General features: G+C 43.4%; 23 protein-coding genes. 9 read left to right on the forward strand and 14 right to left on the reverse strand.

Going from position 1 to position 21,726, the window contains the following annotated elements; all coding sequences use genetic code 11:
- Nucleotides 1–295: 295 nt before the first annotated feature.
- From thyA to msrA, 5 genes are all read left to right on the forward strand, one after another.
- On the forward strand, nucleotides 296–1,138 hold the full coding sequence (gene thyA, locus ACWQ4X_RS00100) for a thymidylate synthase (RefSeq protein WP_374531072.1): 843 nt from the start codon (nucleotides 296–298) through the stop codon (nucleotides 1,136–1,138).
- Between the two features lie 70 nt (nucleotides 1,139–1,208).
- Nucleotides 1,209–1,721 (forward strand): dihydrofolate reductase, encoded by a 513-nt coding sequence (locus tag ACWQ4X_RS00105; RefSeq protein WP_457902288.1) that lies wholly within the window; start codon nucleotides 1,209–1,211, stop codon nucleotides 1,719–1,721.
- Nucleotides 1,722–1,744: 23 nt separating this feature from the next.
- The gene (locus ACWQ4X_RS00110; protein ID WP_457902289.1) at nucleotides 1,745–2,782 is read left to right on the forward strand and encodes a lipoprotein N-acyltransferase Lnb domain-containing protein; all 1,038 of its coding nucleotides are present in this window, start codon (nucleotides 1,745–1,747) and stop codon (nucleotides 2,780–2,782) included.
- Between the two features lie 112 nt (nucleotides 2,783–2,894).
- On the forward strand, nucleotides 2,895–3,350 hold the full coding sequence (locus ACWQ4X_RS00115) for an META domain-containing protein (RefSeq protein ID WP_241625802.1): 456 nt from the start codon (nucleotides 2,895–2,897) through the stop codon (nucleotides 3,348–3,350).
- Nucleotides 3,351–3,469: 119 nt separating this feature from the next.
- Nucleotides 3,470–3,994, forward strand: a complete 525-nt coding sequence (gene msrA, locus ACWQ4X_RS00120) for a peptide-methionine (S)-S-oxide reductase MsrA (protein WP_100240564.1) — start codon at nucleotides 3,470–3,472, stop codon at nucleotides 3,992–3,994.
- A 51-nt stretch (nucleotides 3,995–4,045) separates the two neighbouring features.
- Here msrA and ACWQ4X_RS00125 read toward each other — a convergent pair whose 3' ends face one another.
- The 5 genes from ACWQ4X_RS00125 to ACWQ4X_RS00145 form a co-directional block, all read right to left on the reverse strand.
- The gene (locus tag ACWQ4X_RS00125; RefSeq protein ID WP_100240563.1) at nucleotides 4,046–4,450 is read right to left on the reverse strand and encodes an ExbD/TolR family protein; all 405 of its coding nucleotides are present in this window, start codon (nucleotides 4,448–4,450) and stop codon (nucleotides 4,046–4,048) included.
- Entirely contained in the window at nucleotides 4,450–5,073 is a 624-nt protein-coding gene (locus tag ACWQ4X_RS00130) for a MotA/TolQ/ExbB proton channel family protein (RefSeq protein WP_100240562.1), read from the reverse strand. The genes ACWQ4X_RS00125 and ACWQ4X_RS00130 overlap by 1 nt, the downstream gene beginning before the upstream one ends.
- Before the next feature lie 19 nt (nucleotides 5,074–5,092).
- Nucleotides 5,093–5,866, reverse strand: coding sequence for an energy transducer TonB family protein (locus ACWQ4X_RS00135; protein WP_457902290.1), 774 nt, complete (start codon nucleotides 5,864–5,866; stop codon nucleotides 5,093–5,095).
- Nucleotides 5,867–6,081: 215 nt separating this feature from the next.
- Entirely contained in the window at nucleotides 6,082–6,948 is an 867-nt protein-coding gene (gene purU, locus ACWQ4X_RS00140; RefSeq protein ID WP_100240560.1) for a formyltetrahydrofolate deformylase, read from the reverse strand.
- 81 nt (nucleotides 6,949–7,029) lie between these two features.
- The gene (locus ACWQ4X_RS00145; protein WP_100240559.1) at nucleotides 7,030–7,722 is read right to left on the reverse strand and encodes a TetR/AcrR family transcriptional regulator; all 693 of its coding nucleotides are present in this window, start codon (nucleotides 7,720–7,722) and stop codon (nucleotides 7,030–7,032) included.
- A 116-nt stretch (nucleotides 7,723–7,838) separates the two neighbouring features.
- Between ACWQ4X_RS00145 and ACWQ4X_RS00150 the strand changes: the two genes are divergently transcribed.
- The 4 genes from ACWQ4X_RS00150 (at nucleotide 7,839) to ACWQ4X_RS00165 (ending at nucleotide 11,725) form a co-directional block, all read left to right on the forward strand.
- The gene (locus tag ACWQ4X_RS00150; protein ID WP_457902291.1) at nucleotides 7,839–9,287 is read left to right on the forward strand and encodes a coniferyl aldehyde dehydrogenase; all 1,449 of its coding nucleotides are present in this window, start codon (nucleotides 7,839–7,841) and stop codon (nucleotides 9,285–9,287) included.
- 165 nt (nucleotides 9,288–9,452) lie between these two features.
- Entirely contained in the window at nucleotides 9,453–9,689 is a 237-nt protein-coding gene (gene rpmB, locus ACWQ4X_RS00155) for a 50S ribosomal protein L28 (RefSeq protein WP_000048256.1), read from the forward strand.
- Nucleotides 9,690–9,705: 16 nt separating this feature from the next.
- Nucleotides 9,706–9,861 carry a 50S ribosomal protein L33 gene (gene rpmG, locus ACWQ4X_RS00160; RefSeq protein ID WP_003654787.1) on the forward strand — a complete coding sequence of 52 codons (156 nt, stop codon included), beginning with the start codon at nucleotides 9,706–9,708 and terminating at the stop codon, nucleotides 9,859–9,861.
- Nucleotides 9,862–10,006: 145 nt separating this feature from the next.
- A complete protein-coding gene (locus tag ACWQ4X_RS00165; RefSeq protein ID WP_457902292.1) occupies nucleotides 10,007–11,725 on the forward strand; it encodes a cation:proton antiporter in 1,719 nt (572 codons plus the stop codon).
- A gap of 64 nt (nucleotides 11,726–11,789) precedes the next feature.
- Here the strand turns inward: ACWQ4X_RS00165 and ACWQ4X_RS00170 are convergent, their stop codons facing one another.
- The 9 genes from ACWQ4X_RS00170 to topA all read right to left on the reverse strand — a co-directional run bounded on the left by ACWQ4X_RS00170 (nucleotide 11,790) and on the right by topA (nucleotide 21,713).
- Nucleotides 11,790–12,068, reverse strand: coding sequence for a hypothetical protein (locus ACWQ4X_RS00170; protein WP_100240659.1), 279 nt, complete (start codon nucleotides 12,066–12,068; stop codon nucleotides 11,790–11,792).
- Between the two features lie 107 nt (nucleotides 12,069–12,175).
- The gene (locus ACWQ4X_RS00175; protein WP_100240556.1) at nucleotides 12,176–12,679 is read right to left on the reverse strand and encodes a DUF6586 family protein; all 504 of its coding nucleotides are present in this window, start codon (nucleotides 12,677–12,679) and stop codon (nucleotides 12,176–12,178) included.
- A gap of 159 nt (nucleotides 12,680–12,838) precedes the next feature.
- Nucleotides 12,839–13,090 (reverse strand): RNA recognition motif domain-containing protein, encoded by a 252-nt coding sequence (locus tag ACWQ4X_RS00180; RefSeq protein WP_457902293.1) that lies wholly within the window; start codon nucleotides 13,088–13,090, stop codon nucleotides 12,839–12,841.
- A 73-nt stretch (nucleotides 13,091–13,163) separates the two neighbouring features.
- Nucleotides 13,164–15,152, reverse strand: a complete 1,989-nt coding sequence (locus ACWQ4X_RS00185) for an ATP-dependent helicase (RefSeq protein WP_457902294.1) — start codon at nucleotides 15,150–15,152, stop codon at nucleotides 13,164–13,166.
- Nucleotides 15,153–15,260: 108 nt separating this feature from the next.
- On the reverse strand, nucleotides 15,261–16,400 hold the full coding sequence (locus tag ACWQ4X_RS00190; protein ID WP_457902295.1) for a glycerate kinase family protein: 1,140 nt from the start codon (nucleotides 16,398–16,400) through the stop codon (nucleotides 15,261–15,263).
- Nucleotides 16,401–16,493: 93 nt separating this feature from the next.
- Nucleotides 16,494–17,066, reverse strand: coding sequence for an HdeD family acid-resistance protein (locus ACWQ4X_RS00195; protein ID WP_457902296.1), 573 nt, complete (start codon nucleotides 17,064–17,066; stop codon nucleotides 16,494–16,496).
- Nucleotides 17,067–17,199: 133 nt separating this feature from the next.
- Nucleotides 17,200–17,958: a hypothetical protein gene (locus ACWQ4X_RS00200; protein WP_457902297.1), complete on the reverse strand. Its 759-nt coding sequence runs from the start codon at nucleotides 17,956–17,958 to the stop codon at nucleotides 17,200–17,202.
- Nucleotides 17,959–17,998: 40 nt separating this feature from the next.
- Nucleotides 17,999–18,976, reverse strand: a complete 978-nt coding sequence (locus ACWQ4X_RS00205; RefSeq protein WP_457902298.1) for an NYN domain-containing protein — start codon at nucleotides 18,974–18,976, stop codon at nucleotides 17,999–18,001.
- 91 nt (nucleotides 18,977–19,067) lie between these two features.
- Nucleotides 19,068–21,713, reverse strand: coding sequence for a type I DNA topoisomerase (topA, locus tag ACWQ4X_RS00210; protein ID WP_457902299.1), 2,646 nt, complete (start codon nucleotides 21,711–21,713; stop codon nucleotides 19,068–19,070).
- Between the last annotated feature and the right edge of the window lie 13 nt (nucleotides 21,714–21,726).

Here is a 21,726-nt window from a genome sequence, read left to right on the forward strand (position 1 = left end):
CAGATAACTTACTCTTTTTCTAGACATTGCATGATCGCTTGGGGCTGCTCTTTTGGTCAAAAAACAATCAACACTCTAATTTACTTCTCATAGAAAAACGCGTTTAATCTGGCTTGATTCAATACATTTCACATAACTTTTTATCGTAGCAGCCACCCGAACTGAGCTTTCCAATCGTGGGTGCTTTACACCACACAATTCAGTATAATCGACCCCATATTTTAGAATTTAGATTGGGACAATCAGGTCATTCCAAAACAGGTTTGCTTGCCCAAATTATTTATTTGAGAGTTTTATGAAAACGTATTTAGACCTTCTACAACACATCCTCGATCACGGCGGTGATAAAGGCGACCGTACAGGTACAGGTACGCGCTCGGTATTTGGTCATCAAATGCGTTTTGACCTGAATCAAGGTTTCCCTTTACTGACCACCAAGAAAGTCCACTTCCGTTCGATTGTGATTGAACTGTTGTGGTTCCTCAAAGGCGACACCAACGTTAAATACTTACAAGATAACAAAGTCAGCATTTGGGATGAATGGGCAACGGCTGATCAGACCGCTCGTTTTGGTCGACCTGAAGGCGAACTCGGTCCGGTCTATGGTCATCAATGGCGTAATTTCGGCGCAACCCAGATTGAAAATGGTCTGTATGCGCAAGACGGTTTTGACCAAATTGCTTGGTTGGTGAATGAGATTAAAACCAATCCAAATTCACGTCGTTTAATTGTTTCAGGCTGGAATCCGCAAGAAGCAGGACAAGTTGCGCTGCCGCCTTGCCATACTCTGTTTCAGTTCTTTGTTCAGGATGGCAAATTGTCTTGCCAACTGTATCAGCGTAGTGCAGATGTATTTCTTGGTGTGCCATTTAATATTGCTAGCTACGCTTTGCTGACGCATATGATTGCGCAAGTCTGTGGCTTAGGGGTCGGTGATTTTGTCTGGACAGGTGGCGACACACATTTGTATGCCAACCATTTTGAACAAGCCAAACTGCAACTCAGCCGCGAGCCTTTAGGCTTGTGTCAGTTAAAACTTAATCCTGAGATTCAAGATATTTTCGATTTTAAATTCGAAGATATTGAAATTGTCGGTTATGAGTCACATCCAGCAATTAAAGCCCCTGTTGCCGTTTAAGCTTCAGGTGAGATGCTTTCCAGATTGAGAAAGCATCTTTTTTCACAATAATTCAGTAGGTCAGTGATTAATGGCATTCCAAAATTTAGAAGTTGTGCATGTCGTGGCAATGGATCAGCAACGCTGTATCGGCAAAAACAACGATTTACCTTGGCATATTTCTGCCGACCTCAAGCATTTTAAAGCCATCACCCAAGGTGGTGTGGTGGTGATGGGACGTAAAACGCTGGAGTCGATGGGACGTACCTTGCCCAAGCGTGTCAATTGGGTGATTACCCGCGACCCACACTGGTCTTTTGAAGGCACCAAAGTGGCGTATAGCATTGAAGAAGCGCTGAATCAGGCGGTTGCCGATGTACACGCATCAGAAAAGCCAGAGAGCATTTTCATTATTGGTGGCGGTGAAATCTTTAAGCAAACCATGCAGATTGCAGATCGTCTGGAATTGACCCATGTCGAGCTTGATGTACAGGGTGATGCATATTATCCTGAAATTCCAGCTGAATTTAAAAAAGTCAGCTCAGAAAAACAACAAGATGAAAAAACTGGAATTGCATTCGAATTTGCAACCTACACCAAATAATCCATCTACATGAGTGGCTGAATATGCAGCAAAAAGGATCAGGTTCATTGTTGTTCAGAACACTACAATGGTTGATCCACTGTATTTTCAGTCTGTTTGTACTGCTGTCATCACTTTGGCTGTGCCTCGCTCTATGGATTCAACAACCGATTCATGCGGTCGTGACCTACGGCTTAATGCTTGCGTGGGCATGCTTTTCCCTCAGTATCTTGGGCATCTATTTTAGTCTGCATCTGATCAGTCGCAACAAAGACATTCTGCTGTATGTTTTTGGCTTTGTCTTGGCACTGGGCTGGTACTTTGGTTTAGATGCGCGACAAGACCGAGACTGGAATCCTGAAGTCTCTCGATTACTCAGTTATCAGATGCAAGGACATCAGGTGACCTTGCACAATGTACGTGATTTCCACTGGCATGCAGATGGTAGTTATCAAGCCGCATGGCAAACCCGCGTACTGGATTTAAATCAAATTACTGGGGTCAATATCATTACCTCCTACTGGACGGGACCACAAATTGCCCACACGCTGGTGAGTTTTGATTTTGCCAATCAAGCCCCACTCACCTTTTCCATTGAAATTCGGAAAGAGCAAGGCGAAGAGTTTTCTGCCATCGGTGGCTTTTTTCGGAAATATGAGCTGAATCTGGTCGCGGCCAATGAAACGGACATCATTTATACCCGCAGCAATATTCGCCATGAGCAGGTTTATTTTTTCCCAATCAAGATGTCCAAAGCGCAAAGCCAAGCGTTATTTCTGGAATATTTAGATAAAGCCAGTGAACTGGCACAGCAGCCTAAATGGTATAACACCCTCAGCAGTAACTGCACCACGCTGGTATTTGACATGATTCAAGAGGTTTCCCAAAAACCACTCCCTGTCGATTACCGTCTTTTGGTTTCGGGCTATTTACCGAATTATCTCTACGACTTAAATGCAATCTCACATCGTTACAGCATGCATGAATGGTATCGCCGTGCCCATGTCAATCCCAAAGTTCAATCTTTAGCGTCAGTCCAAGATTATTCCCGCACCATTCGTCAAGGACTACCAACGCATTAAGTTGCGTCGTCACAACGGCAAAGGACAAGAAGAAATACGATAATCAACTGGAAATTTGCATCTGCTTTGTTTATAAAATATCGGATAAAGTCAAAAAAAGTGGAATTACAACATGTTAAAAAAAACCTTAAGTGTTGCCCTCCTCGGCTCTGCCTTGCTTTTCACAGGTTGCCAATCTACGCCAACGTCTTCTGCTACTGAGATGAATAATCTACAAATGCTGCAAAACCATACTTGGATCGCGATTCAGATTGGTTCGCAAATGATTAAAACCAATCCAAGTGCCCGCAATATTCCAGCACTGCAATTTAATGAAGCAACCAAACGGGTTTCTGGTGCCGATGGCTGTAACCGTTTGATGGGCACCTATCAAGCAACGGGCGATACACTGGTACTGTCTCAGATGGCATCGACCAAAATGGCGTGTATTGATAGTACCATTCCCAACCAATTTAACGCTGCACTGGCGAATGTGACCAACTATCAGGTGTATAACAACACCCTGAAACTGATGGATCGTCATGGTAATTTACTGATTGAATTTGCCAGCGCGAAACAACCGCGTTAATCTCCTCTTTATATAAAGGTCTGTATTACAGACCTTTTTTATATTTACAACTCAACTTACATCGTTGTGCCACAATGTTCTCTTATAGTGGCGAGCAAAATTGAATTAAGGAAATTGTCATGCAACAGGCATTATTGGGCGGAGGCTGCTTTTGGTGTGTCGAAGCCGTGTTTCTACAATTGAAAGGCGTAAGCAAGGTCGTAAGTGGTTATGCAGGTGGGCTGACCGAAAATCCAAGTTATGAAGACATCTGTCGTGGCGATACTCAGCATGCCGAAGTGATTCTGATTGATTTTGATGAAACGCAAATTCAATACACGCAATTGCTTGAAGTATTCTTTGCTACGCATGATCCAACCACTTTAAACCGTCAGGGCAACGATATTGGCACACAGTATCGCTCGGTGATTTATTATTTGAATGCAGAACAACAGCAACAAGCTGTACAAATCATTGATGAATTGAAAGCACAAGGCATCAACATTGTGACTGAGCTCAGCCCTGCACCAAGCTTCTATCCTGCAGAAGAGTATCACCAAAATTTCTTTGCCCGTAATCCGTCACAAGGCTACTGTAACTTTGCCATTCCACCTAAGCTGCTCAAGCTTCACAGTAAGTTCCAGTCCCTACTCAAAAGCGAATAAGCAGGCATAAAAAAAGCGACCAATTAGGTCGCTTTTTCACCTCGAAGAGGCTTAATTTTCACTCACAAAAGCAATATCACTGAGTCCGGCTTCACTCGCACGTGACATTACTTGTGCAACGGTGTCATAACGTGATTCTTTATCTGCACGCAATTGTACCGTTGGTTTTTGCTCTGCCTGACCAGCATCATTAAAACGGGTCTGTAACTCGTCTAAAGTGATGATTTGGTCATTCCAAGCCACTTCACCATTGGCATTGATACTGACAGTAATCGCTTCAGGTGGTGGATTCACAATATCCGCAGTGGTTTTGGGTAAGGTTAATGGAATTGATGGGTTGGCAACGGTCGCAGTCACCAGAAAGATGATCATCAATACCAACATAATATCGATGAGCGGAATGAGGTTCATCTCATTCATGCCCGAATCGTTGTCTTCACCCAATTGAAAAGCCATTAAACTTGACCTCCAACTAAACCTTGTTGTGTTGCTTTCGCTTCAACTTGCTGTGTCGCAGTTTCTTGTTGCAACATGGTATCAATCAACAAGCTATGCGCTTGATCTTGTAATTCATTCGACAAGGTACGGTTGGCACGCACACAAATGTTGTACGCCAATACCGCAGGAATCGCCACAGCCAAACCAAGACCCGTCATAATCAAGGCTTCACCCACTGGGGTTGCCACTTGAGCAAGACCTGCCTGACCACTTTTACCTACCGCAACCAAGGCATGGAAAATACCCCAAACCGTACCGAATAGACCGACAAAGGGTGCAATCGATGCGATGGTACCGAGTACCGATACGCCTTTTTCAGCATTGGCTTTTTCAACAGAAATCTGGCGCAATAACGCTTGTTCAGCAACGGCTTTACGCTGTTCAAAACTGAGCGGTTGTAATTTCGCCTTTAACTTCGACAATGCTGCTGCAAGTTGAGCATGTGCTTGTTGTTTAAGCTGACGTGTGCCCATCAGACGTAAAATAAAAATCGTCCATGTTGCGATAGACATTGCCAATAATACGAAATACAGGGTTTTACTCACCGCATCCGCATGTTGCCAATAAACTGAAAAGTTCATACTCGAACTCCTGAAATAGTTAGCCGTTAGGATTCAATGTCAATTCAAATGGTTGCTCAGCACGAATTGGATAAGCAACACCATTTTCCTTGTACGGTTTGAATTTTGCACTACGCACTGCGCGTAAAATCTTTTCATCTAAAGCAGCAACACCCGTCGATTTAGTCACACGAGCATTGGTAATTTTACCTTTTTCATCCGCCTCAATCAGCACCACAATGGTACGGGTCTCACCTTTCAAGTCATTATTGCCATAACTTGGTTTTGGTGAACGACTCCATTGCACCCCAGAACCACCAATCGACACACTCTTGGTTGTCGGTGTTGGTGCCACTCTTTCTGGTACGGGTTCTGCCACAGGTGCAGGCTTGCTGACCACTTTGGTTTCGACCGTAGGTGTACTCACCACTGCAGGTTTTTGTGGCTGGATTGTCGGCTGTGTAACAGGTTTGACGGTTTCTGCTTTTTTAACTTGTTGAACTTTTTCCACCTTCTTCGGAGGTTGTGGCTGCGGTTTTTCCACCACTTTGACCTCTTTTACTTCCTTAGGCTTAGGCTGTTCTTTTTTCGGTTCAGCTTTCGGCTTTGGCGGTAAAGGTTTTGGTTGTTCTTGAATTTTGACAAATCGTACTTTTAATGGCTCTTTGTCTATGATCGGAAGTTCAGGCGCTTTCATGTGGCTGACCGCCCACAATACCCCAACATGCCCAATGGCAACTGCAATTAAGGCTGAGATGACTTTCTTTTTCATCGGATTTGGAGCTTGCATAGACGGGATAGAAATTTGACTCATTAGAATCTGCGACCTAAAAGAAGCGACTGCTCACGACAGTTTAATCGTGGATTTAACAATCAAGCTCATCGGTTAGTACAATTAAAGTATCGCAATAATAAATGAGAAGTGTTTTCATTTGCAACTATTAATTTCACTGTTTTGATGAGTTTTTTGAATCAAAATAAAAAAAGGACCGTTAAAAAAAAGGTCCTTTTCGCATATGCTAAAAATAGTTATTGGAAAACAACTGTTTTATTGCCATCCACAATAATACGGTCTTCCAAATGCCATTTCACAGCACGCGCCAAAACATTACGTTCAACGTCCTGACCCAATTCGCGCAATTGATCAACGGTAAAGTCATGATTCACGCGCTCAACATCCTGCTCAATGATTGGGCCTTGGTCTAAATCGGCCGTCACGTAATGCGCAGTCGCACCAATCAATTTCACCCCTTTCTCATAGGCTTGTTTGTAAGGGTTTGCCCCCACAAACGCCGGCAAGAACGAATGGTGAATATTGATGATCTTCATTTCCCAGTGCTTCACAAACTCTTCATCCAGAATTTGCATATAACGCGCGAGTACCAGCAAATCATTGCCTTGCATCAATTCATCAATTTTTGCATAAGCTTCGCGTTTGTTTTCTTTATTGACTGGAACCACTTCGAATGGAATACCGAAGTTTTCAACCGCTTCACGCAAATCAGGATGGTTCGACACCACTTTGGTAATTTCACAAGGCAAACCACCACGTGCATGACGCCATAACAGCTCAAGCAAAGCATGGTCGACTTTAGACACCAAAATACCGACTTTTTTCACGTCACTAACAAATGCAAAACGCCATTGCATGGCATAACGCTCTGCCACATTCACTGCAAAGGTCTGAATCAGACTTTCTTTACGTGATTGCAGATGGTCTAATTCAAACTCAACACGCATGAAATAACGCCCGCCCGTAGCTTCCGTCGCGTATTGATCAAGTGCGGTAATATTTGCTCCCTGATGATACAAAAAGCTCGATACAGCCTGCACGATACCTGGCTTATCTTCACAAGTAATCAGTAAGCGTGCCGTGTTAGCAGTGGTCATGTTCATGTTGGTTCTTGTTACACCTAATTTAAATAAGCCGAGTATTCTAGCGCGTTTTAAACGCTTTCTAAATAGCTTGTTTCAGCTTCAATTGTTTTTCGCGTGTGACAGACTGGCAAATAGCTCTGAAGGACCAAAACTTTCCAGTAAGCGCTCATACGTTTCACGGCTTTCACCGCGTAAATACGCCCCCTCAAGGAACACCATTTGACGCAGTGCCTGCCAGACCCACTTTTCTTCCAAATGATTCGAGTCACTGATATGACCCGACATATATAAGAAGTTGGTCCAGTTGGTGAGTACAATCCACAGGTTAATCACCAAGGCTTCAATTTCAGAGGCCGTCATTTGCATCAGCCCTGCATCCACAAAAGCCTGATAAATCTTTTGACCCTGTTGCATCACCTGACCGGCAAAACGCGGATACATTTTGCGGAAATCTTCATTATTTTCCACCAAGTGATACACATCACGGTGTAGGAAACGATAGGCCCACAATTGGTTGCTTAAGACTTGGAAATAACTGATTTTGTCATTTACATCCAATGCCCGATCGTCAGGAAGTGCGAGCATTTCCAGCGTTTCTCTCTGGTATTGCTCCATCAACTCCTTAATAATTTCGTTTTTATTGCGAAAGTGGTAATACAAATTGCCTGGGCTCATACCCAATTCAGCCGCAATATGATTGGTCGTGACTGAGCGTTCACCACGTTCATTAAACAGCTGCAAACTTAATTGCAAAATGCGTTCTTTGGTTTTCACCGTTTTGGAGTGAGACATCCTAAAGTAACCATATATTCAATGGGTTAGAAAACTAACACAGTAAGTGACTTGACTATTTAGAGCATTTGCTCTAAAAATTTAATTATCCGCTTTAATGTAACTGGTAGTGCGTCATGAACAGTCAAACAAAAACAACGGCAATGACACCACATGCTTTTGATCTTCAATACTTACACGACGTACTTGAACAACAAAAACATGCTTACCAACGTTATCCTTTACCCACAGCAAAGGAACGTATTGATCGTTTAGCACGGCTTAAGCGTATCTTGGTTAAGTACCAAGATCAATTCGCAGAAGCAATTGACCTCGATTATGGTAACCGTTCTATTGCCGAAACCAAAATCGGCGAATTACTCACTTGCCTCGAGCAGATTAAATATTATAGCAAGCATTTGTCTAAATGGATGAAGCCCTCCAAGCGACACGTCGGAATCATTCATCAGCCTGCCAAAGCATGGGTGGAATACCAGCCTTTAGGCGTGGTCGGCATTATTGCACCGTGGAACTATCCTTTATTACTGTCTGTCGGTCCACTGATTTGCGCATTGGCAGCAGGCAACCATGCCATGATTAAGGTTTCCAGCTCTTCTTGTAATTTTGGTCGTGTACTTGAACTGGCGTTATCTGAAATTTACCCACAGGAACTGGTTGCCGTGATTAATGGCGGTGGTGTTATTTCCGATGCCTTTAGTCATTTGGCTTTTGACAAAATTATTTTCACAGGCTCGACCAATGTCGGTAAAACGGTCATGGCAGCCGCTTCAGAAAATTTAGTCCCCGTTATTTTAGAGTTAGGTGGCAAATCCCCTGTCTTGGTCCATCCGTCTATTGATCTAGATGATGTCGCGCAGCGGGTTGCGGTGGGTAAACTCTGGAATGCAGGTCAAACCTGTGTTGCTCCTGATTTTATGTTCTTACCGAAAGGCAAAACCCCAGAGTTTATTGAAAAGTTTAAAGCCTGCGTTTTAGAGATGTATCCAGACTTCAAGGACAATCAGGATTACACTGCGATTATTAATGACAAGCAATACCAGCGTCTGCAAAGCTATTTAGATGATGCACAAACACGTGGTGCACAGATTATCGAGATTAACCCGCTGCAAGAACAGCTCAGTGATGTGCGTAAAATCGCGCCTACGCTGGTTGCTGGCGTCACCCCAGATATGCAGATTATGCAAAATGAAATCTTCGGTCCGCTCTTGCCCATCATGGAATATGAACAAATTGACGATGTAATCGACTTTATTAATAGCCGTCCTCGTCCACTTGCTTTATACTACTTCGACTTTGATCAGGCGCGTGCGGAATATGTCGCACAGCGTACCCATTCAGGGCATTTTGGACAAAACACGGTATTAACCCATGTTGCACAAGACGATTTACCATTTGGTGGCGTTGGTGCATCGGGAATGGGAAAATATCATGGTCCAGAAGGTTTCTTCAGTTTGTCGAATGAACGGTCTATGATGTCGAATCCAAAGCTTTACAGCTTTAAATACATTCTCCCACCGTTTAATAAGCCGATTCACAAATTGATTTTGAAAACTCTTCTTCGCTAAGTGATCAAGGCATGATCTATTGCACCAGATCGTGTCCCGTTTTACGAAAAATCGCTTGTCTTTTAAGCGCATTTTTGGTATAAAACGCCCCTTGAATGAATTCAATCCGTTTATTTTTGACTGGCCATACAGATTTGCTGTTGGCTAAATCAATGGAGTTACACCATGTCTAAGGTTTGCCAAGTTACCGGCAAGCGTCCAGTCGTTGGTAACAACGTCTCACACGCCAACAACAAAACTAAGCGCCGGTTCGAGCCGAACCTGCATCACCACCGTTTCTGGTTAGAAAGCGAAAAACGTTTCGTACGTCTTCGTTTAACCACTAAAGGTATGCGTATTATCGACAAATTGGGCATTGAAAAGGTTGTTGCTGACCTACGTGCTCAAGGTCAAAAGATCTAAGTAAGGAGTCAGGACAATGCGTGATAAGATTCGCTTAGTTTCTACAGCTGGTACAGGTTATTTCTATACCACTACTAAAAACAAACGTACTATGCCGGAAAAAATGGAAATCAAAAAATTTGATCCAAAAATCCGTCAACACGTAATCTTCAAAGAAGCTAAAATCAAATAATTTTAGATTCTTAAAAAGAAACGACCTATTCTTAGGTCGTTTTTTTTTGCATTTTTTTTATGCGCCTTGATAAACTTAAATAACTTTTTGGCATTCTTTGTGCTTATTTTCTTTTCACCCTTAACTTGTGTTTAAGGAGTTTTTAGTGCCACATAATGTAGACCTCATCATATTACTGGCTTTTGGTTTTGGCTTAGCGCTGATCTTTGGTTATCTTGCCGCACGTTTACGCCTCCCCCCGCTGATCGGATATTTAATTGCGGGCATTATTATTAGCCCCAACACCCCGGGGATTGTTGCGGATATTCAACTCGCCAACCAACTTGCCGAATTGGGCGTCATGTTCCTGATGTTTGGCGTAGGCATGCACTTTTCCCTGAATGACCTGTTACAAGTGCGACGCATTGCCCTACCGGGTGCGATTCTGCAAATTGCCGTGGCGACTTTGCTGGGGATTGGTGTCTCCATGCTCTGGGGGTGGAGCTTTGGCTCTGCACTGGTGTTTGGTCTAAGCTTATCCTGTGCCAGTACGGTGGTATTACTTAAAGCCTTAGGTGATCGAGGTCTACTCAATTCGGTTAATGGTAAAATTGCCGTGGGCTGGCTCTTGGTTGAAGATCTGGTGATGGTCTTGGTTTTGGTCTTGCTCCCTGCTACCGCCGTCTTGCTCGGTGGAGAGCCCATGACGGCGCATGCTGAAAGTGGCAATATCTGGCTGACACTGGGACTCACCCTTTTGAAAGTCGCTGGATTCATTGCCTTCATGTTAATTGTCGGCAAGCGTCTAGTACCGCTGATTATGCAATTTGTTGCCCGTCTCGGCTCACGTGAGCTGTTTACCCTGACTGTGGTTGCTGCAGCCGTATCAATCGCCTTTGGCGCATATAAGGTCTTTGGTGTTTCAATGGCACTTGGTGCTTTCTTTGCAGGTATGGTGGTCAAGGAGTCTGACTTTAGCCACCGTGCAGAAGAAGAAACCCTGCCCTTACGTGAAATTTTCTCAATCCTGTTTTTCGTTTCAGTCGGCATGCTGTTTGACCCAAGCATTTTATGGGAACAGCCTGAACACGTCTTGGCTGTGGTTGGGATTATCATGGTGGGTAAAACTATTGCCGCGATGGCATTGGTGCTGTTCTTCCGCTACCCAATCAATACTGCCTTGACGGTGGGTGCATCTCTAGCACAAATTGGTGAATTTTCCTTCATTCTTGCTACGCTGGGCGTATCGTTAAAACTCCTTTCACTGGAAGGACAGAATTTAATTCTGGCAGGCGCCTTAATTTCAATTACCCTGAACTCGTTTATCTTCTCTGCAATTGAACCGATTCAGAACTGGATTCGTGAACGCTCCTCCCTTGCACGCCTCTTGGAACGTAGTGGTGACCCTCTCGCCATGCTACCCGATGAAGTCTCGCAGGATTATCTGCGTGATCAGGTGGTGATAGTCGGTCATGGTGAAGTGGGACGTCGCATCACCAAAACCTTGATGGCAGAAAAAATTAAAGTCGTGATTGCCGAAGAAAACCGTGAGATCGTCGAAGACTTGCGTGAAAAAGGCATTGCTGCCGTTTCAGGTGTGGCCACTGAACCGGGCGTACTGATTCAAGCGCATATTCAACATGCACGGCTATTGGTGCTATCTCCAATGGATATTCTTGATATTCACAAAATTGTCGATATTGCCAAAACCCTGAACCCGCAAATTCAAGTGCTGATCTGCGCAGAAAGCAAACAAGAAGCCGAAGTGATCCGTAAAGAAAATATCGGTGAAGTGTATTTAGCCAAAGAAGAAATGGCGAAAAATATGAGTAATCATATTCTCAATCAAATTGAGATTGCCCATCACCAAGCACCAAGTCATTAAGCTTTAAACATAAAATAAACATAAAAAAAGCGCACTTCGTGTGCGCTTTTTTCGCTAATGGAACTCAGCTCATAAACTGTGGTTTTTCGTCCACAACCTCGGCTTGCCATTCATTCACTTGTTTTTCAAGCAAGCCAAACAACGCTGCCTGTATCATGTGCTGTGCAATCACGGCAGTTTGATCACCTAGCAATGCTTTGACTTCATCGCTAAATTGAATTTTAACCAAAGGATCTTTTTCCGAGCCTGCATTTCGCAACGCCAACTCACCATCTTCAAGTTGAACTAATTCTAGAACCGCTTCCTGATTCCCAAATAATTCTTTCAATTGCTCTATAGACATATATTTCTCCATGTTCAACATGGTGGCAAAGGCAGTTGCGCTTTGCATCCTTAGACTTATTAATATCGGGTCAAAAAACGAAACTTCAAGCATTTGCTTGGCTTTGCCTAGAATTCCACCATTTCGTTACGAAAACCATCGATTAACTGGGTCAAATCACGATGCCACTCACGTAAAATTTTGGTGTCAGGCAACCATGCCTGAGGCGTTTGCGTCACCTTAATAATGAGATTCGAAGAAGTTTCATCCTCTGGCTCTGGCGCACTTGGTTCTGGCGCATACTGACACATGCGATAAGCACGCTTAAGCTCTGCAATAAAGCCATCTTTCGAGAGTTGTTGCATCACCACGACTTCAGGTGATACTTGACCTTTGGCCGCCATCTGTTCTTCAATCGACTTTAAGGTCGGCTGAAAATCATTTAGACGGTAATAACGCACTAATTCCTGTAAAAATGCAAGAACTGCACCATGTAAATGAAAGACAGCTGCTTCACGGTAGGCCTGTGCTTGTTGGACATGATCGATTTGCTCGGCTTGCTGACACGACAAACGTGCAAAATATAATTTCTGATTGGTACGGTCGGCATGGAAGCGAGCAACACGGGACATACGAATTTCCTATTTTTTGGGCATTTGTTACAGCACTAAGATTAAACTTAATTGAATTCAATGCACAATCAAAATTATGCATGATCTAATTCAGCTCAACCAATTTCAGCCATCAAATCAGACAGCCATAAAAAAGGAGCATATTCTGCTCCTTTTCATTTAAGTCTGCGGCTTGTCTTCAGCTTGCTTGACGCGAATACCCGTGCCATGTAAACGCAAGGTGTTGAGTGCTTTAATCGCTTTCACCGCTTCGCGACCATGTGGCATTTCCACAAAAGCAAAACCTTTGGATTTACCTGTTTCAGCATCCAATACCAACTGGCAAGTTTCTACCGTGCCGTATTGTTGAAACAGCTTCAGCAATTCATCTTCTTTGACAGTACGTTCTAAATTACGAACTAAAATTTTCATCTTTAAACCTTAAAATAGGCAAATACTCAAAAGCAGCATGAAATTGGCTTTTGAGCTTCGCAATAGCGATAGTTTAATCGAGATTTATCCCAAAATCTAAATCAATTGACTGACGTTCAATTAAAGCACTTTTCACCGTCTGTTGGCGGGTTTTATGATGTGTTTCCATGGTACACAATTGGCGCTGTAAATCATTTAGAAAATAACTTTCCACTTTACGCCCCTGCTCATCTACTTGATCACGTGCCCATAAACTTAAATTCTGCTTGGTCAGAATCAATTCATTTTTCGCCCGTGTGAGCGCCACATACAGTACACGGCGTTCTTCTTCCACCTCGTCAAAATCTCCTTGTGCCCGTGCGTGTGGATACTGCCCTGGCGTCACATTCGCCACATAGCAAACTTTCTGTTCTGTACCTTTGGCCGAGTGAATGGTAATCAGCGTGACCACATCGCTATCCGACTGACGTTCAATTTCTGAAATGGAGACAGGATCAAGCACGTATTCCTCCAGAAACTCACTCAGTTGTGCATGTTTGGCTGCCAGTTGTTTCACCAAGTCAAAATCACCTTGGCGACGGTTCCAGTCTTTCTTGTAATTTTCTGCCAATTGCGTTTCAAGGGCTTGAATCCCCAAACAGACACAAGCGTGTACTTCCTGTTTCAGCACCGTCATCTGCTTCATGATCAGCAAAGTTTCATCAGGAATCCGCCCAAACTGTTCCAGTTTAGGAAAAATCGCATCAAATTCAGGTTCGATTAACAATTGCTGTGCTAGGCGGCTCGCCCCCACATCACCCACGCCATTCCACAAGGTCAAAAAACGCATCCACGCAATATCATCCAGCGGATTGGCAATGACCCGTAACAGGCTGAGTAGATCTTTGACATGCGCGGTTTCCAGCAATTTCATCCCGCCAATAAAACGATATGGCACATTGGCTGCAATACAAGCTGCCTCGATATGCCGCGCAGCAAAACTGGAGCGCACCAAGACCATATGATCCGACCATTGATGCCCTTGCAGGTAATGGCGCTCTTTAATATCAATCGCAATCCACTTGGCTTCATCAAACTCATTCGGAAAAATATGCATGCGCGGCTTAATGCCCTCACCACGATGCGCATCCAAACGTTTCTCATAACGAATTTCCGACTGATCGAGCAACCAATTGGACAAATCTAAAATTTCTTGAGTAGAGCGATAGTTCTTTTCCAGTTTATACACCACCGCATCTGGAACACGTTCTTTAAAATGGTGGATATTTTCAAAATCAGCACCGCGGAAACCATAAATCGACTGCGCATCATCTCCTACGCAAAATAAGCTAACTTTATCCTTTAACGGTTCAAGCAAAGCCCACTGCAAGGGATTGGTGTCCTGCATTTCATCGACCAGCATGTGCTTACAGATGGAGGCGACATAATCGACCAAGCCCTCAGATTGCGCGAGTGCTGAGGCAACGATTGCCAAAATATCATCATAATCCAGAAAGCCACGTGCACGCTTGCGTGTCTCGTACTCTTGCATGATCTTGGCAATTTGATCTTTAAACACCAGATGTTCAGGATGCTGCTTTTCTAAAGCATCACTCAATTTCTGACGGGTATTGCGTGCAAAAGAATATAAATCACATAGCTCTTGTGGTTTAGGTAGTTGATTGGGATTTTTCTTATCGTCTTTACCGCGAATAAGGCGGAACATCATCAACTGATCATCCCGATCAATAATTGAAAATTGTTCCAACCCAAATGCTTTCGGTACACGACGCAATAAATACATACAAAAAGTATGAAAAGTCGAGGCGCGAAGCCCTTTAGCTTGCTCGCCCAATGCCAATTCTACTCGCGCTACAATTTCACTGGCTGCACGTCGAGTGAAGGTCAAAATTTGAATTTGGTTGGCAGGAATGCCTTGTTCAATGAGATAGGCAGCACGCGCCACAATGGTTTTGGTTTTGCCACAGCCAGCCCCTGCGAGCACCAGACTGTGTTGTGATGCAGTCGTGGCAGCTTGTTTTTGTTGCGGGTTTAATTCATCAATTAGGCTGGCTAAACTCATAATGTCTCATCGTGCTAGATAGAGGCATAGTTTAGCAAATCCCCGCCATAAAACCGAATCCAGTATGGGAATGAAGATTGCAACTTTTCCATGTCAAGAGGATGAGTATCAACGCATCGCCAGCAAGCGCGCAATATTTCCACAGGTTCGCGCTAAGTTTTGTTCTCCATGGCTTAATGCCATTTGCAAATCACAGGCCCCATCTACGATACCAAAAACTGCCGTAAAGCCCTCTGTATATAGCTCCTCAATTCCTTTACCAATTGCGCCTGCACAAGCGATGACAGGCTTATTCAGCCTTTTTGCCACTTGCGCTACACCATAGGGGGTTTTGCCAAATTTGGTTTGAAAATCGATTCCTCCCTCACCAGTCAGCACATAATCCGCCTGTTCAATTTTTTCAGCCAATCGTGTTTCTTCAATGATGATTTCTGCCCCAGAGCGGATTTTTGCCCCTGCAAAAGCCATTAGCCCAAATCCCAAGCCACCTGCTGCACCAGCCCCTGCAACATGGGCATAATCAAGTTGGAGTTGGGATTGAACTAGATTGGCGAAATAAGCAAGGTTCTGATCCAATTGCTGCACCATTGCTGGACTTGCACCTTTCTGTGGTCCAAACACCCGTGATGCGCCATTTTCACCACAAAGTGGATTATTCACATCACTCGCAATCAGCATCTCAACTTGTGCCAATCGACTATCTAGATTCGATAAATCAATCTGAACAATGTGATGCAGTTGCCCGCCACCTAGAGTAACAGACTGACCCTGTGCATCTAAAAAGCATACGCCAAGGGCTTGTGCCATACCCATCCCCGCATCATTAGTGACACTACCACCTAAACCAATAATGATTTTAGACACCCCCTGATTAAGTGCCAGTTTGATCATTTCTCCTGTTCCAAACGTGGTAGTGAGGAATGGATTGCGCAATGATGGCTCAAGTAAATGGATGCCATTGGCTTTCGCCATTTCAATCACAGCCGTTTGCCCTTGATCAATCAAACCGAAATAGGTCTCAATTTTCTGTTCAATGAGAGGACCCGACACCGTACAACTCACACTCTCACCTTGTGCGGCAGCAACCAAGGCATCTACCGTTCCTTCACCGCCATCTGCCATAGGCACATGAATATATGCAGCCTCTGGAAAAACCCGCTGCAAGCCCCGTTGCATAGCCTGACAAGCCTGTTGGGCTGTCATACTTTCTTTAAATGAATCAGGAGCAAGGACAAAAGTTTTAGTCATGGAAAAATTGTATTTCGCTAAAAATCCAACTCCATCATACGCAATAAAAAAGAGTGCATATAGCACTCTTCTTCAACTAAAAGGGTAATCACCTTAGACATCAGCCGAACTCTTTGGCACTTCATGTTTGATATACGATGCCAAAGTTAAATAGTTAATACCTTGGAACAGAATATCGACCGCAAGGAACATCCCCAGCACCCAAAACGGCGCTGTTGGTGACATCAAAATAATCACCCCAGTAACAAAAGTGAGTATTCCTGAGAACAGCGTCCAGCCCCAACCTGCCAAAGGTTTGAGCATAAAGGCATTCACACTGCGCACGATCCCCGCAATCACCAAGAAAATCGCCAAGAAGCTGGTCAGTACAATCGCGGTTTTTACAGGTGTGGTAAATGCATAATAACCTGCGATGAGATAGAAAATAGCAAATGCCGCCCAGAGCCAGCGATAACCACCCTCAAAAATTTTAAATGCTGCAATCAAGTGCAATGCACCACCAATCATCATCAACATCCCAAACAAATAAACTGCCGAGAGTGTTGCAAACGGTAAAGCAGCCAATAAAACAAAACCAAAGACTGTCAGCAAAATGCCGAGTGCCAAATACCATTTTCGATTTTCATGTAATTGATGACGAACCAAATCATTTCCAACTGTTTTCATATTTTTTCTCAAGTCGTTACGATGGAATAAAATGATTGTTACCGTTTTTTCAATGAATGTCTGTTATCAAACTGCATCTTTTTTATCCACAGCAAACATCCATACTGTGGATAAAATTTAAGTTATACACAACTCATTTAATCCAGCCGATTTCCAGAGCTGTGATTTGATTTAATACGGTATCGTCTAAACGATCAGGCATTTTGCTTTGTTGAGCAGAAATAGGTAGATGTCCCGCCATCAACTCTGCTTTGGGTTGTGGAAATAGTGGCTTCTGATTAGGTGCTGCATAACCCTGCGGATACAAGGGTTGCCCTGTAGCTGCATCATATTTATCGCTTGCACCAAAGGCATGCAACAGTTCATGCACCAAAACAATCTGATTTTGCTCATTTTGTTTTTTGCTGGCATACAGATTCACTGCCCCAATACGTCCCTTTTCCAAAGCGGTCGAGTGTTTTAACTGATTGGTTAACTGTGGATCATAATAATTCAAATATAGAGTCACAGCAGATGCTCCATCACTGCGCTGGTGCTGTTTCCAATCGTAAAAGCGGAATTTCAGACTCCACCAGATGATATCCAGCAATTTCGCCTGCTCAGGTACTTTAGGTGGTTTCTGGGTTAATTCACGCCCCAAATTTAAATAAAGCTGTATAGGCTGACCACGATAATGGGTCGACATTTGCTGCAAATACGGCTGCACAGCACCGAGATCGCTCAAAGATAATTGCTGAATGTACTGTTGCGTAGTGGCTTGACCATCTGCATTGATTGGATGCAATAGCACGATGACGGGTTTATCCCAGTTCTGATTTTGGTCTCGCCATGCATTGACTGCGACAATGAGTAAAATCAGTAACAAGCACAAGATTCTAATTTTTTTCCACATACCGTACCCTCTTTTCTAAATTTCAGTTGAAGTTTGGAAATCACGGCATAACTTTATTTGTCCGAATAAATTTCGACTCGTTGATATTCTTAACTTCGATCCAGCCCTGATGGATCGACTCAATAGCTTCTTCATAGTTTCTTATATTCAAATCAGATTTTTTTAAAAACTTAATTACATCCTGAATATGCACCCAATCATTTACTGCTGAATGTTGACTGATTGCCTTCTGAACCAACTTAATAAATGAACTAAAGCTACTTTTCCTAAGATACATTTGACTACCTTGCATTCTCGTTTCAAATAGCCCTAATACCTTTACAAGCCCAGATAATTTATCATAGCCATAATTACGAGTATCAAAATCAGGTTTCACTGTAGAAATATATGTCCCAATAGTCCCCAAGTAAGCCCAACCACTTTCATCAGAGTTATCTTTAACAGCTTTATAAATAAGGTTCAAAGTCGCTTTATCTATCTGTTGTTTATTATTTTCTTGTTCAAGGGGTGCTATTTTAATATTTTCTTTATTAGCTTCTTTCTTTGGTTCTTCACTTTGTTTAATGTCTTCTTTTTCTTCAATTATCAGATTTTCTACTGAAATGAATTTATCACAAGCCTTTTTAAAGGCTTCTGGCGTAGATTTTTTGCCAAAGCCATAAACACTTAAACCATTTTCACGAATACGCGATGCTAAAGGTGTAAAGTCACTGTCACTAGATACAATGCAAAAACCATCTAATGCACCTGCATAGAGTAAATCCATTGCATCAATAATTAAAATCATATCCGTCGCATCTTTACCTTTTGTATAGGCAAATTGCTGAACGGGAGTAATTGCATGAGGTAATAAAACATCTCGCCATTTCTTCAGCGTTTCATTACTCCAATCCCCATAGACTCGCTTTACACTTGCAATCCCATATTTAGCGACTTCTTCCAAAACAGATGAAATGGCACCAATAGATGAATTATCTGCATCAATTAACACAGCAAACTTTTTCGTTTGAATGTCCACTATTCCCCCAAATATATTTTTAATTTCTTATATAAATCATTTTGACATAAAAAATGCCGACTTACGTCAGCACTCTTTATAGCATTAAAAGTTAAGCTTCAACCCATTTCCCATCTTGGAAAACCAATGACCACTTGGTCTGCTTTCCTTCAGGCGTTTCGGAACCAATATATTGCGCTTGGTTTTTACGGCTGAATTTCACCAAGGTCGGGTTGCCTTCAGGGTCGACATCTGGCGCTTGCAAAATAAATTGATATTTTGGATCAAGCTGTTCAGCCACAGAACGTAACTCAGACACTTTTGGCGCACGCGTTTCACGAATTTTCGGGAACTTACTTGCTGCCAAGAACAGACCCGCAGCCCCATCACGCAATACAAAGAAATCATCATGCTTGCTTGAGCGTAAGTGTTCCATTTTAATAGGATCGACACGCGGAGGCGCTGGCTGACCACTCTTCAAGACCTTACGGGTATTGTCACAGCTCATGCACGCAAAGTACGGTCCAAAACGCCCCGTCTTGAGTTGCATTTCACCATCACATTTGTCGCAAGGAATAGTCGGACCATCATAGCCCTTAATCTTGAATTCGCCTTCTTCTAGCTCGAAGCCCGCACAATCTGGATTGTTACCACAGACATGCAGTTTACGCCCACCATCGATGACATAACTGTCCATTGCTGTGCCGCAAATCGGACAACGCTTTTTCGACATTAAGTCTGCGGTTTCGGCAGCATCATCATCAGAGAGTGCCGCCAGTGATTCCACAGGTGTTAAATTTAGCGTTCCTTTACAACGTTCTTTGGGTGGCAAGTTATAACCCGAGCAACCCAAGAATACACCCGTCGTTCCGGTACGAATCTGCATCGGGCGTGAACATTCAGGACACTGAACCGCATCCACTTCGACAGGTTGATTACGACGCATGCCGCTATCACCTTGTGCAGTGGTTAGACGCTTTTTAAAATCACCATAGAAACTATCCAGTAATTCTTTCCAGTTCCGTTCACCATCTGCAACTTTATCTAGCTGACCTTCAAGGTCCGCAGTAAAGTCATAGTTCATCAGGTTATTAAAACTTTCATCCAAGCGATCCGTGACAATCTCACCCATTTTTTCAGCAAATAGGCGGCGATTTTCCAGTTTCACATAACCACGATCTTGAATGGTCGAAATAATCGCAGCATAGGTCGATGGACGGCCAATTCCCCGTTTTTCCAACTCTTTCACCAAAGAAGCTTCAGTAAAACGCGCAGGTGGTTTGGTAAAATGTTGTGATGGATCAAGTTTTTCTAGATTCAGCACTTCACCCACTTTCACGGCAGGCAGTAGCACATCATCATCAGACTTGTTTTGACCACGTACTTTGGTAAAGCCATCAAACACCAAGGTACGACCTTTAGCTTTTAGCTCAACACCGTTAGCATCAACCAAAATCGTAGAAGATAGATATTCTGCTGGTGTCATCTGACACGCCACGAATTGACGCCAGATTAAATCATATAAACGCTGCGCATCACGTTCTACACCAACCAAGCTATCGCCTTTTAAGCCAACATTGGATGGACGAATCGCTTCATGCGCTTCTTGTGCACCCGCTTTGTTTCCATAACGATTTGGTTTTGCTGGCAGGTATTTAGCACCAAATTCCGTTTCAATATGGTGACGCACCATATTCACCGCATCATCACTCAAGAATGTCGAGTCGGTACGCATATAGGTAATAAAACCCGCCTCATACAAACGCTGCGCCAACATCATGGTTTTCTTGACCGAGAACCCTAAACGCGTACTGGCTGCTTGCTGTAACGTCGAGGTAATATACGGCGCACTTGGATTGACCTTGGTTGGTTTATCCTCACGTGCTGAAACTTTATAATCCGCATCTTTCAAAATTTTCAATAAAGCATCAGTTTCAGCTTTATTGCGTAATTTTAGGGTCTTGCCTGCTTGTTTCACCGCTTCAAGACGAATCTCATCACTTGACGATTTGGTGTCTGCAAACACTTGCCAATATTCTTCAGGAATGAAGGCACGAATTTCTCGTTCACGCTCAACCACCAGTTTCACGGCAACTGACTGTACGCGTCCTGCAGATAGACCACGCGCAATTTTCTCCCACAATAAAGGAGAAATCATAAAGCCCACCACGCGATCAAGGAAACGACGCGCCTGTTGTGCATTAACTTTATTGGTGTCCAAACGTGCTGGATGCTTAAAGGCTTCTTGAATGGCATTTTTGGTAATTTCGTTAAATACCACGCGTTGGTAACGTGAATCATCACCGCCAATCACTTCTTTTAAATGCCAAGCAATGGCTTCCCCTTCACGGTCCAAGTCCGTTGCGAGGTAGACTTCATCGACTTGCGATGCCAGTTTCTTTAATTCTGCAACCACATTTTCTTTGCCTGGAAGCACTTCATAATGTGCCTTCCAGTCATGTTCAGGGTCTACCCCCATACGGTTGACCAAAGCTTGTTGTGCTTTTTCAGCTTTTTGTGCATCGGTCAGTTTGGCTCTGGAAGTAGCAGTTTTCTTGTCTGCAGTTTTACCTGAACCACCCGTAGGTAAGTCACGAACATGACCTACAGAGGATTTTACAATGTAGTTTGAACCCAAGTATTTGTTGATTGTTTTCGCTTTTGCAGGCGACTCCACAATCACTAAGGCACGCTTATTCCCAGCATCGGAAGATTTTGCTGTGGTGCTTTTGGATGTGGATCGAGGAGCATTCGCCATAGTTAACCGTTTT

It is taken from the genome of Acinetobacter sp. NigerLNRRAM0016, from assembly GCF_054112845.1.